This window comes from Actinopolyspora sp. BKK2 (assembly GCF_011291845.1).
Classification (GTDB): domain Bacteria; phylum Actinomycetota; class Actinomycetes; order Mycobacteriales; family Pseudonocardiaceae; genus Actinopolyspora; species Actinopolyspora saharensis.
Genome location: NZ_JAANTE010000004.1, coordinates 80,564 through 92,142, shown reverse-complemented (window position 1 = coordinate 92,142; position 11,579 = coordinate 80,564). Strand labels below are relative to the sequence as shown.

Genomic DNA, 11,579 nt, shown 5'->3' with positions numbered 1-11,579 from the left:
ACCATGTATTATGGCACGTTCGTCCACCGCTTTTCAGGGAGAAACACCCGAAACGGTCAGCGGCTCCGCCTCGAGCGAACTCCACCACTCGGAACCCAACCGGCCCCGCGCCACCAGTTCGGCAGGCCCGGTGAGGGTACTGGTCACCGGTGTGACCCGGACCTCGACGACTCCCCCCTGGACGTGCACGAACCGGGAACCGTCCTCCTCGCCCGCAGCGCGCACCACGGCCGCGGTCGCCGCCACCGTCCCGGTCCCGCACGAACGGGTCTCGCCGACGCCTCGTTCGTGGACCCGCATGCGGATCCGCTCCTCGTCGAGCACCTCCACGAACTCGATGTTCACCCCGTCCGGGAACAGGTCCGGGTCGTAGCCCGGCTGCACCGACAGGTCGAGCTCGGAGAGCTCGCCGGTCAGGCAGACCAGGTGGGGATTTCCCAGGTCCACGGACAACGCCGACATGGCATAGCCCGCCACGGTGACGCTGGAGTGCCCCCGAACGGCGCTCGCGCCCATGTCCACCGTCACGCGCCCGTCCGGTTCCACCACCACGGTGCGCACCCCGGCACGGGTGCCCACGGGAACGCTTCCGGTGGAGACCAGCCCCGCGTCGAACAGGTACCGCGCGAACACCCGGACGCCGTTGCCGCACATCTCGGCCACCGAGCCGTCGGCGTTGCGGTAGTCCATGAACCAGGCGTCGGCGGGAACGTCGGCGGGCAGCTGCTCACCCAGCAACCCGCTCGGCACCACGCGCAGCACGCCGTCGGCTCCCAGGCCACGCCTGCGGTCGCACAGCGCCCGCACGCGCCGGGCCGTCAGCTCCAGTTCCCCACGCGGATCGGGCAGCACGACGAAGTCGTTCTCGGTGCCGTGCCCCTTGAGAAATTCCGGTCCCGCGTAAGACTGCACCGGACCAGTCTAGCCGCCGCCCGAAGGGACGGGCGCCACCCGACCGCCCCGCGGCGCGCTCCCGGCTCACTCGGCGTCCGCGCACTCCAGCAGGTTCAGCACAGCCCGCCCCGGATCGCCCGCGGTCGCGTCCAGCCAGTGGATCCGCCCGTCCCTGCGGAACCAGGAGCGCTGCCTGCGCACGAACCTCCGGGTGAGCCGAGCCGTCTCCGCGGCAGCCTCGCTCATGTCCCCGGAGGAGTCCAGCTCGGCCAGCACCTGCTGGTAGCCCAGCGCCCGCGAGGCGGTGCGCCCGTGCCGCAGCCCGACCCGCTCGAGTCCGCGGACCTCCTCGACCAGCCCCGCGTCGAACATCTGCGCCACCCGGGCGTTGACCCGCTCGTCCAGCTCGGCGACCGGGCGGTCCAGACCGACCAGCAGAGTTCCGTACCTGGGGGGTCCCGGTTCGGGGAGGTTGGCCGAGAACCGCCTTCCGGTGATCTCGATCACCTCCAGCGCCCGGACGATTCTGCGCCCGTTGGTGGAGGGGATGGACTCGGCCGCGGGGGGATCCAGCTCGGCGAGCTCCCGGTGCAGTCGCTCGGTGCCGACCCGCTGGAGGTGCTCCTCCCAGCGGGCACGCACCTCCGGATCCGTGCCCGGGAAGTTCAACTCGTCCAGCAGGGCCTGCACGTAGAGACCGGAACCACCGACGACGATCGGAACCGCCCCCTCGCCCAGCAGCCGCTCGACCGCCTCCCTGGCCTGCCGCTGGTACGCGGCCACCGAGGCGTTCTCGGTCACGTCGAGCACGTCCAGCTGGTGGTGCGGAATCCCCCGGCGCAGTTCCGGAGGGGTTTTGGCCGTCCCGATGTCCATGCCCCGGTACAGCTGCATGGCATCGGCGTTGACGATCTCGCCACCGAGCCGCTCGGCCAACCACAGGGCCACCTCGGACTTGCCGGTTGCCGTGGGGCCGACAACGGCCACGGGGCGCTGCATCATCGCGGACACGCCCTCCAGCCTAGAAAGTTCCCGGTAACAGTCCGAGCCGGTGGTCGGGCACCAGCGCCGTGGCGAACCCGTGCTACCGGGGCGGCTGCTCCGCACGTGTCCACACGGCCACGTGGTAGCCGACGCCGAACGGCGCGGCGGAGTGAATCAGTTCCCCGCGCCAGGCGGCGTCGTCGGCCCCGACCAGCCCGGAGAGGGCCTGCAGAGCCGCCCTGCCCACGACTCCGGAACGCCGCGCCGAGTCGACGTCCAGCTCGTCCAACTTCCCCGACCCGGGGACGGCCAGTCCGCCGCGGAGCAGCTCCGCCGCGCTCTCGGGGGTTCCCTCCCGCTCGTGCTCGCCGAACCGGCGCGGACCGTCGGCCAGGACCAGCAGCCCGCTCGGTTCGTCCCCGCTCCGGTTCGACAACCCGACACCGACCTGTCGCGCGGCCGCGGGGGAGGTGTCCTCGTCCAGCAACCTCATCCGCACCCCGGCGGCTCCCGCCCGTTCGCGCAGCCATCCGGCGATCAACGCGGGCAGCGGGAGCTCCTCGTCCGCACCGCCCCGGCCCGCCCCGTCCTGGAGGGAAACCGCGACGTCGACGCCGAAACCGGCGAAGCTCCCCGCGCTCCTCGGGGAGAGCTCGCCGCTCACCCGCCGGTCGGTGCCGAGCGCCAACCAGTCCGCGGAGACCTCCGTCAGGGCCGAGGCGGCGCGCAGGCAGGCCGCGCGCAGCTCCGCGGCCTCCGGCCTGGAGCGCACGGTCAACTCCGGAACAAGCAGGGGTGGTTGGGGCAGCACGGCGACACGGCTAATCACACCGTCGAACAGTAGAGGCCCGCTCCGGAACGCGCGGGAACGGGCGGGCGCGTCTCGCGAGCGACCTCCGGGAACCGACCTCCGGGAACACCGCCCCCGAGGGGCACCGCGCCGGTCCGCGAGGCCGCGGGAGAGCACCGCTTCAGCGCGAAAAAGGATTCCTGGCTCCACAGCCGTGGTGCCGTCCAATATCGTGGTGGGGCACACTCGTAGCGAGAGCTGTCACCGGGCGTCATCGACCGCACCGAGGACCGCGCCCCGCCCCGATGCGGGCACCGCGGACTGGTCGATGCGCGACCCGGCTGTTTGAATGCGCCGACGGCGGCACATCGAATCACGTGTCGCCGCGTGCTGGGCCCCGCCACGGCGGGGCGCTCGTGTTCGGCACGAGCACCTGAGCGGGCAGAAGGAGGAAGCCGGCCATGACAGACCAGGACACGACGCCGAACACCGCCGACGCTTCGGCGGCCGCGGACTCGACGACGAGCGGTTCGGGACGCGGCGCCGCGCCCGCGGTGCCGATCGCCTCCAGCGATCCGGCGCGCTGGGGCCGGGTCGACTCCGAAGGCCAGGTCTACGTGCACACCTCGACCGGGGAACGCTTCGTCGGATCCTGGCAGGCGGGCGAGCCGACCGAGGGACTCGCCCACTTCGCCCGGCGATTCGACGATCTGCGCACCGAGGCCGAACTGCTCGAGACGCGGATCTCGACGGGTTCGGGCGATCCCAAGCAGGCGCTGTCCAACGCCAAGCACCTGCGCGACGGACTGCCCGAGGCCTCGGTGGTCGGTGATGTGGACTCGTTGGCCGCGCGCATCGACCACATCGTCGAGCGGGCCGAGCACGCGGTGGAACACGCCAAGGCCGAGCGGGAGAAGGCCCGAGCCGAAGCGGTGGCCCGCAAGGAGGCGCTGGTCGCCGAGGCCGAGCAGATCGGTGCCGAGGCCACCAACTGGAAGGCCGCGGGGGACCGCCTCAAGGCCATCTTCGACGAGTGGAAAACCATCAAGGGGGTCGACCGCAAGACGGACGAGGCGCTCTGGAAGCGGTTCACCAAGGCCAGGGACGCCTTCAACCGACGCCGCGGATCGCACTTCGCCGAGCTGGACCGGCAGCGCAACGTCGCCAAGGAGCGCAAGCAGGAGCTGGTCAACGAGGCCGAGTCGCTGACCGAGTCCACGGACTGGGGGCCGACCGCCGACCGCTACAAGCAGCTCATGGCGGAGTGGAAGTCCGTGGGCCGCGCGCCCAGGGACAGCGACGAGGCGCTCTGGAAGCGGTTCCGAGCCGCTCAGGACCGGTTCTTCGCCCGGCGCTCCGAGGCGTTCGCCGAACGCGACGCGGAATTCGCCGAGAACGCCAGGTTGAAGGAGGAGCTGCTCGCCGAGGCCGAGCGGATCGATCCCGACGCCGATCTGAGCGCAGCCCAGTCGCAGTTGCAACGCATCCAGCGGCGCTGGGACGAGATAGGCAAGGTTCCGCGGGAGCGGATGCGCGAGCTGGAAGGACGGCTGCGCGCGGTCAACGACCGGGTTCGTTCCGCAGAGCAGGCCCACTGGCGCCAGACCGATCCGGAGGCGCAGGCGCGGGTCGACCAGTTCCGGGAGCGCGTGCAGCAGTACGAGCAGCAGGCGCAGAAGGCGCGCTCGGCCGGCGACGAGAAACGTGCCAAGGAAGCCGACCGGCAAGCCCAGCAGTGGCGGGAGTGGCTGACGGCCGCGGAGAACGCGCTGGCCGACAGGTGACCCAGCCGGGCAAGCGGATCCGATACTTCCGCGGCCCGGTCCCCTCTCCGGGAACCGGGCCGCGGAAGCCGTTCGAATCCCTTCAACCGGCCGCGGAGCGGCCCGCTCCCTCGCCGCGGTTCACGGTCGGGACCAGGCGATCCGCAGCCACTGGCTGGCCAGCACGGCCATCGAGACGGCGGCGAGCACCAGCCCGATGGACGGACCGGCCTGACCCTCGGGAACGGTCTGCCGCGACCAGATCGCGATGACTCCCTCGACGGTCACCACCGAACACGCCATGGCGGTCACCCACGAGATCGCCCACCGCCTGGTCACCAGCGTCAACGCGCCGAGCAGCACTCCGGCCACGGTGGCGTTGATCGAGAACAACCGCGGCAGCAGCTCGATCTCCAGCGCCGGATCGGCCTGTCCCGAGAGCACCTGCCACCCGCTCGCGCCACCGACCCACGGCAGGATCGCGGTGAGCACCAGCACCAGCATGACCCCGGCGATCACCAGGGCACGGCCACCGGGGTCGATCCTGCGACTCACGTCCCGCTCGGCACGCGACAGGTCGGCGCGGAACCGCTGCTGTTCACCGGACTGATCCACCACGGCGTCCTCCTCGGGGAGATTCCCGGCCCGGGCATTGTCACTCAACAGCCGCACCCCTGCTCCGCGGAGGCCGCGGACTCCGCGGACGGAGCCCCGAACGTGGGAAGTCCGAGACCGACCCCCGAGGTCTTGGGGCGCTGGCCGACCTCCCAGTGATCCCCCGCCTTCGTGCGGCGGTGCTCGCTCACCCCGTCGTCGGCGAGCAGGTGGTGCGGAGCCGCCTGGGTGACCCTGGTGCGCACCACGTCCCCGGGCCGGATCCGGTCCTCGACCTCCCCGCTCGGGGTGAAGTGCACCAGCCTGCCGTCCCGAGCACGTCCCGACCAGCGAGCGGTGTGCGCGTTCTTGCGCCCGGCGCCCTCGGCGACGAGCAGTTCGACCTCGCTGCCCACCAGCTCGGAGTTGGCCTCCAGCGAGATCTCGTTCTGCAGCTCGACCAGCCGGTCGTAGCGCTGCTGCACCACTTCCTTGGGGAGCTGCCCCTCCATCTCCGCGGCCGGGGTGCCCGGGCGCTTGGAGTACTGGAAGGTGAAGGCGCTGGCGAACCGGGCCCTGCGGACCACGTCGAGGGTGGCCTCGAAGTCCTCCTCGGTCTCACCGGGGAACCCGACGATGATGTCGGTGGTGATCGCCGCGTGCGGCATCGCCGCGCGCACCTTGTCCACGATTCCGAGGAAGCGCTCGGCGCGGTAGGAGCGCCGCATCGCCTTGAGCATCCGGTCGGAGCCCGACTGCAACGGCATGTGCAGCTGCGGGCACACGTTCGGGGTCTCGGCCATGGCGGAGATGACATCGTCGGTGAAGTCCCTCGGGTGCGGGGAGGTGAAGCGCACGCGCTCCAGCCCCTCGATGTCACCGCAGGAGCGCAGCAGCTTGCCGAACGCGTAGCGGTCGCCGAACTCCACCCCGTAGGCGTTGACGTTCTGCCCCAGCAGGGTCACTTCCAGCACTCCCTCGGAGGCCAGCGCGCCGACCTCGGCGAGCACGTCCCCCGGGCGCCGGTCCTTCTCCTTGCCGCGCAGCGCGGGCACGATGCAGAAGGTGCAGGTGTTGTTGCAGCCGACCGAGACCGACACCCAACCGGAGTAGGCGGACTCGCGCCGCGCAGGCAGGGTCGAGGGGAACTTGTCCAACGACTCGAGGATCTCGACCTCGGCCTCCTCGTTGTGCCGGGCGCGTTCTAGCAGCGTCGGCAACGATCCGAGGTTGTGCGTGCCGAAGACCGCGTCGACCCACGGTGCCCGCCGCACGATCTCGCCGCGGTCCTTCTGCGCGAGGCAACCGCCGACAGCTATCTGCATGCCGGGGTTCTCCTGCTTGGCGGAGCGCAGTCGGCCCAGATTGCCGTAGAGGCGGTTGTCCGCGTTCTCCCGCACGGCGCAGGTGTTGAACACGACCAGGTCCGCGGTGCCCTCCCCGGAGGACCGCACGTACCCCGCCTCCTCCAGCACACCGGAGATCCGCTCCGAGTCGTGCACGTTCATCTGGCAGCCATACGTGCGCACTTCGAATGACTGAGGCGCCCGATTGTCCGTCACGTTCCCACCATATCCCCTGGTGGGAAGCACTCTTCCGTGGTATGGGCCCAGCCGGTCCCGCCGCTGCTCCACCGAGAGGCGTCGCTGGTCACCGCCCGTCCCCGCACGAGCGAACGACGCCCCGGCGGGGCTATCACCCACGAACTGACCGCAGCTCGCCTCCCCCCGCGGCCGCGGTGGAGCACTTCCCGCGCCGGGCGTCGCGGGCGGGGCGCTCCACACGGCGCGTGACCGGCTGAATCCCCGCCGAGTTCACCGACCCGCCCGCGGGCGAACGTAATCGAGTTGCAACCTCAGTTGATCGATCGGTTATGGACTCACCGCCGTGCGCGGCTTAGGTTGCCGTCATCGTGTTCGCCGCTCCCGACCGGTCTGGAGATCGAATGACCGAAGCTTCCACGGACGCACCGATGATCCGGGTGTCCGCGGTCGACAAGTACTTCGGCTCGCTGCGCGTGCTCTCCGACATCGACCTGGAGATCCCGCGCGGACAGGTCGTGGTGGTCCTCGGCCCGTCCGGCTCGGGCAAGTCCACCCTCTGCCGCGTGCTCAACAGGCTCGAGGTGGCCACCTCGGGCTCGATCCTCGTGGACGGTGTCCCGCTCCCGGAGGAGGGGCGCGCGCTCGCCGAGCTGCGCGCCGACGTCGGAATGGTGTTCCAGCAGTTCAACCTGTTCGCCCACAAGAGCATCATCGACAACGTCACGCTCGGCCCCGTCAAGGTCCGCAAACTGGGCAGGAACGAGGCGCGCGAGGAGGGAATGCGCCTGCTGCGCCGCGTGGGGATCGCGGACCAGGCCGAGAAGTACCCGGCCCAGCTGTCCGGTGGTCAGCAGCAGCGCGCCGCGATCGCGCGAGCACTGGCCATGCGCCCCAAGGTGATGCTCTTCGACGAACCCACCTCGGCACTGGACCCCGAGATGGTCAGCGAGGTCCTCGAGGTCATGGCCGACCTGGCCGAGGAGGGCATGACCATGCTGGTCGTCAGCCACGAGATGGGCTTCGCGCGGCGCGCGGCGCACCGGGTGCTGTTCATGGCCGACGGCGAGATCGTCGAGGACACCACTCCCCAGCAGTTCTTCGAGCAACCGGAATCGGACCGCGCCAAGGACTTCCTCGGCAAGATCCTCACCCACTGACACCGAAGACTCATCGACACCGGCCGCCACAGCGGCCACCACCGGAAGGGACTCCCATGCGCAAAGGCAAGCTGACCGCTGCCGCCGTGGCGGCCTCGACGACCCTGTTGCTCGGTGCCTGCGGGGGCGGAGCGAGCTCCGACGGATTCTCGGCCCCCGTGGTGGAGGACCCCTCGTTCGAGCAGGGGACGACCATGGCCCACTACGCCGAGCAGGGTGAGATCACCATCGGAACGAAGTTCGACCAGCCGCTGTTCGGCATGAAGAACCTCCAGGGCGAGATGGAGGGATTCGACGTCGCCATCGGCGAGATCATCGCGGGCCAGCTCGGCATCCCCGCCGACAAGATCAACTGGAAGAAGACCCCGAGCAAGAACCGCGAGAAGTACATCCAGGACGGCACGGTCGACATGGTCGTGGCCACCTACACGATCAACGACAAGCGCGCCGAGCGCGTGAGTTTCGCCGGCCCGTACTACGAGGCCGGCCAGGACCTGATGGTTCGCGCGGACAACGACTCGATCACGGGCCCCGAGTCGCTGCGCGACAGCGACGCCAAGGTCTGCTCGGCGCACGGTTCCACCCCCTCCGAGCGGATCCGCGAGTACATCGACGAGTCCAGACTGGTGCTGTTCGACTCCTACTCCAAGTGCGCCGACGCGCTGAGCAACGGCCAGGTCCAGGCCGTCACCACCGACGACGCGATCCTGATGGGACTGGTCAGCGACTACGAGCAGGACAATTTCAAGGTGGTCGGCAACACCTTCAGCGAGGAGCCCTACGGCGTGGGCATCCTCAAGGGCGACACGGACTTCTGCGAGTTCGTCAACGAGAGCCTGCGCACCGCCGCGGAGAACGGCAGCTACGCGGAGGCGTGGGAGTCCACTGCCGGGAAGATCGCCGAGAAAACCCCGGAACTGCCCGAACTCCGCTCCTGCGGCTGATCCGTCTTTCCGCTGAGCGGAGCCCGTTCACGCCACCGGTGCGCAGCCGGGGATAGCTCACCCGGTGCGGCCCGCCCCGGGGCGCGCGCCTCGTGCTCCGGGCCTGCCGGGACCACCGGGACCGTCCGGACACCGAGGTACCCGCTGCCGGGCCCCGGGCCGGTGGAACGGGCTCCGCCGAGGGGGCATCGACGACTGCGGTGCCCCCTTCCGTTGGCTGGAGTGCACCGTGCAAGTCCTCACAGAGAACTACCAGCTCTATCTGAACGGTATCTGGACCACCCTGCAGATCTGCTTCTACGCGGGGATGCTGACCCTGCTCGTGGGCACGGTCATAGCGGGATTCCGCGTCTCGCCGCTGGCCCCGCTGCGCGCCTTCGGCACCGCCTGGGTGACGGTGTTCCGCAACTGCCCGCTGGTGGTGGTGCTGTTCTTCGTGGCGTTCGCGATCCCCACCCTCGGGCTCAACGCCTCCTACTTCGTGTTCGGCACCATCGGCCTCGCGCTGTACACCTCGGCGTTCGTCTGCGAAGCCATCCGCAGCGGCATCAACTCCGTATCCGCCGGACAGGCCGAGGCCGCCCGCTCCATAGGGCTCGGGTTCACCCAGACCCTGCGGCTGGTGATCCTGCCGCAGGCAGTGCGCAGCATCGTCCCCCCGCTGGGCAGCGTGATGATCGCGATGATCAAGAACTCCGCCATCGCCGGGGCCTTCGGAGTCGGAGGGGACCTGTACGAGACCGGGACCCGGTTGTCCTCCGCGCAGGGTGAGGCGATCGTGCCGGTGCTGCTGGGCGTGGCCCTCGGTTACCTGATCATCACCATCCCGGCGGGCCTGCTGCTGGGGTACGTGGAACGGAAGGTGGCGATCGCGCGATGACCGACTCGGTGCTGTACGAGGCCCCCGGCCCCCGCGCCAGGCGTCGGGCGCGCTACGCCAGCGTCGTGACCGCGCTCGTGCTGCTGGCGGGGCTGGCCTGGGCGATCCACCGCTTCGCGGCGGAAGGCGAGTTCGCCTACGACAAGTGGGGAGCGCTGGTCGACCCCACCAACGAGAACTTCAGCGCACTGTGGACACTGCTGGGCGGCGGGCTCGCCAACACGCTGATGGCGGCGGGCTGGTCCATCCTGCTCTCCCTGGTGCTGGGCACGCTGCTCGCGCTGACCCGGATCACCGCAGCCGCGTGGTACCGCTGGGCGGTGGTCGGGGTGATCGAGCTGCTGCGCGGCACACCGGTGGTCGTGCTGATCTTCTTCTCCGCCCAGGCACTGCCCGCGCTCGGGCTGGACCTGCCCCTGATGTGGGGGCTGGTCGTCGGGTTGACCGCGTACAACTGCGTGATCATCGCCGAGATCGTGCGCGCGGGCATCGCAGCTCTCCCCAGTGGACAGAGCGAGGCCGCCTACGCGGTGGGGATGCGCAGGCACCAGGTGATGTTCAGCGTGCTGCTGCCGCAGGCCTTCCGCGCGATGCTGCCTGCGCTGATAAGCCAGCTGGTCGTGGTGCTCAAGGACACCTCGCTGGGCTTCACCATCAGTTACCCGGAGTTCGTGCAACGCGGGGAGATCGCCATCGAGAACCTCGGCAACCAGATCCAGGTCTACCTGGTGGTGGCCGTGGTGTTCATCCTGATCAATTACACGTTGAGCAGAGTCGCGGTCCACACCGAACGCGCGCTGAGCAGGGGCCGCAAGACCTCCGCCGCCCGGGAGCCCGCGAGCGCCGCGACCACGGGGGACTGACCGGGGATCCCGGCTCGGCGCGGGGCCCGCGCCGAGCCGGATCGCCTACTGCCCGGAGAGCTCGGGGGCACGCGCGTTCGGACGCCGCTCCAGCAAGGTCCGCTCCGCGGCACGTTGCCAGCTCCCGTCCGACACGGCCTCGCCCAGGACCGTCCGCAGCCGCGCGCGGAACCTCTCGTCGCCGGGTTCGACACCGACGAACCGCTCCACGCGCTCACCGGCGGAACCGGTGGTCACCACGTAAGGGCCCACCACCCGCAACCCCTCCGTGCCGCGCTCGATCCCCCCGAGCTGCACGTCCACGCTGCCGCGGGCGACCGCCCCGCTGCGCATCCCCGGCGGGAGGCGCCGGAAAGCGAGCTGCTCGCGCGGATCCAGCCCCAACCCCTCGGCGATGATCCGCGCGATCCGCACGTCGAAACCGCGGTACCGCCCCTCGGAGCGCCGCACGAAGTCGGGGGCGTCCGTGGGAACCCCGACCAGCAGGGTTCCCCGACGGCGTATCTCGGCCACCGCGGGCGACTCGGGCAGCTCGTCCGCGGACCCCGCCCCGCTTCTACCCACAGTGGAGGAAGCAGCACCCGTCCCCCGATCCGGGAAAGATTGCTGGGCCGCACCGCCCCCACCGCATCCGGACAGCACCGTGCCGAGTACCGCACCGACCGCCGCCACCGAGATCGCTCTGCCCCGCATGCCCACGATCATCGTCGCCCGCGAGCCCCGTGTCCACTTACCCGAGGTGACCTCGGCAACGTGCGCGGATCGATTTGCCCAGCTGGTTCCGCGGCGAAGCCCAACCGGCGGCGTCGGTAGAACGGGGGGCCGAGCAGTCGACGCCGCTCACCCGACGATCGGCCCGGCCGAACGAGCGCTCACCCCGTCCGCACGGACAGTGGGATAGGCTGGGTGCCATCTGGATCGGTTGTGATGCGTGTTCCGCACGAGTTAGGGTCACATCGATTCGCACCAGTCGAGGCGCCAACGTCGTCGCCCACCCGTAGGAGCTCCTCCACGGAACCGGCTTTTCGGCCCGAATGCCCGGATCGGACACGGCACTTCCGTGCCGAGACCGGATCGATGCGTTGCCGAGCAACGGGGCACGCGGCACGACCGCTCGAGGCGCTCTCCCGGCGCGGCAAGGCATCGAGCCGACCACCAGGGTCGAC

The 11,579-nt window shown here is 70.3% G+C and carries 11 protein-coding genes; 5 read left to right on the top strand and 6 right to left on the bottom strand.

Features of this window, described 5'->3' with window-relative positions; all coding sequences use genetic code 11:
* Nucleotides 1-33: 33 nt before the first annotated feature.
* The 3 genes from dapF to G9Q41_RS09990 form a co-directional block, all read right to left on the bottom strand.
* Nucleotides 34-912: a diaminopimelate epimerase gene (gene dapF / locus G9Q41_RS10000; protein ID WP_092520188.1), complete on the bottom strand. Its 879-nt coding sequence runs from the start codon at nt 910-912 to the stop codon at nt 34-36.
* A 66-nt stretch (nt 913-978) separates the two neighbouring features.
* Nucleotides 979-1,896 (bottom strand): tRNA (adenosine(37)-N6)-dimethylallyltransferase MiaA, encoded by a 918-nt coding sequence (miaA, locus tag G9Q41_RS09995; RefSeq protein ID WP_165632774.1) that lies wholly within the window; start codon nt 1,894-1,896, stop codon nt 979-981.
* An 82-nt stretch (nt 1,897-1,978) separates the two neighbouring features.
* A complete protein-coding gene (locus G9Q41_RS09990) occupies nt 1,979-2,707 on the bottom strand; it encodes a hypothetical protein (RefSeq protein ID WP_165632696.1) in 729 nt (242 codons plus the stop codon).
* A 422-nt stretch (nt 2,708-3,129) separates the two neighbouring features.
* Here G9Q41_RS09990 and G9Q41_RS09985 point away from each other — a divergent pair, with 422 nt between their 5' ends.
* On the top strand, nt 3,130-4,452 hold the full coding sequence (locus G9Q41_RS09985) for a DUF349 domain-containing protein (RefSeq protein ID WP_165632697.1): 1,323 nt from the start codon (nt 3,130-3,132) through the stop codon (nt 4,450-4,452).
* 120 nt (nt 4,453-4,572) lie between these two features.
* Here G9Q41_RS09985 and G9Q41_RS09980 read toward each other — a convergent pair whose 3' ends face one another.
* Nucleotides 4,573-5,103: a hypothetical protein gene (locus G9Q41_RS09980; protein WP_092520183.1), complete on the bottom strand. Its 531-nt coding sequence runs from the start codon at nt 5,101-5,103 to the stop codon at nt 4,573-4,575.
* Nucleotides 5,091-6,587 (bottom strand): tRNA (N6-isopentenyl adenosine(37)-C2)-methylthiotransferase MiaB, encoded by a 1,497-nt coding sequence (gene miaB, locus G9Q41_RS09975; RefSeq protein WP_092520181.1) that lies wholly within the window; start codon nt 6,585-6,587, stop codon nt 5,091-5,093. The genes G9Q41_RS09980 and miaB overlap by 13 nt, the downstream gene beginning before the upstream one ends.
* A 410-nt stretch (nt 6,588-6,997) precedes the next feature.
* On the opposite strand from miaB, the gene G9Q41_RS09970 reads away from it, so the two are divergent.
* From G9Q41_RS09970 to G9Q41_RS09955, 4 genes are all read left to right on the top strand, one after another.
* Nucleotides 6,998-7,726, top strand: a complete 729-nt coding sequence (locus G9Q41_RS09970; protein ID WP_175455028.1) for an amino acid ABC transporter ATP-binding protein — start codon at nt 6,998-7,000, stop codon at nt 7,724-7,726.
* A 56-nt stretch (nt 7,727-7,782) separates the two neighbouring features.
* A complete protein-coding gene (locus tag G9Q41_RS09965) occupies nt 7,783-8,670 on the top strand; it encodes a glutamate ABC transporter substrate-binding protein (protein ID WP_165632698.1) in 888 nt (295 codons plus the stop codon).
* A gap of 229 nt (nt 8,671-8,899) precedes the next feature.
* Nucleotides 8,900-9,550, top strand: a complete 651-nt coding sequence (locus G9Q41_RS09960; RefSeq protein WP_092520175.1) for an amino acid ABC transporter permease — start codon at nt 8,900-8,902, stop codon at nt 9,548-9,550.
* Nucleotides 9,547-10,413 carry an amino acid ABC transporter permease gene (locus G9Q41_RS09955; RefSeq protein WP_165632699.1) on the top strand — a complete coding sequence of 289 codons (867 nt, stop codon included), beginning with the start codon at nt 9,547-9,549 and terminating at the stop codon, nt 10,411-10,413. Before G9Q41_RS09960 ends, G9Q41_RS09955 begins: the two co-directional genes overlap by 4 nt.
* A 45-nt stretch (nt 10,414-10,458) precedes the next feature.
* Here G9Q41_RS09955 and G9Q41_RS09950 read toward each other — a convergent pair whose 3' ends face one another.
* Nucleotides 10,459-11,106 carry a hypothetical protein gene (locus G9Q41_RS09950; protein ID WP_165632700.1) on the bottom strand — a complete coding sequence of 216 codons (648 nt, stop codon included), beginning with the start codon at nt 11,104-11,106 and terminating at the stop codon, nt 10,459-10,461.
* Between the last annotated feature and the right edge of the window lie 473 nt (nt 11,107-11,579).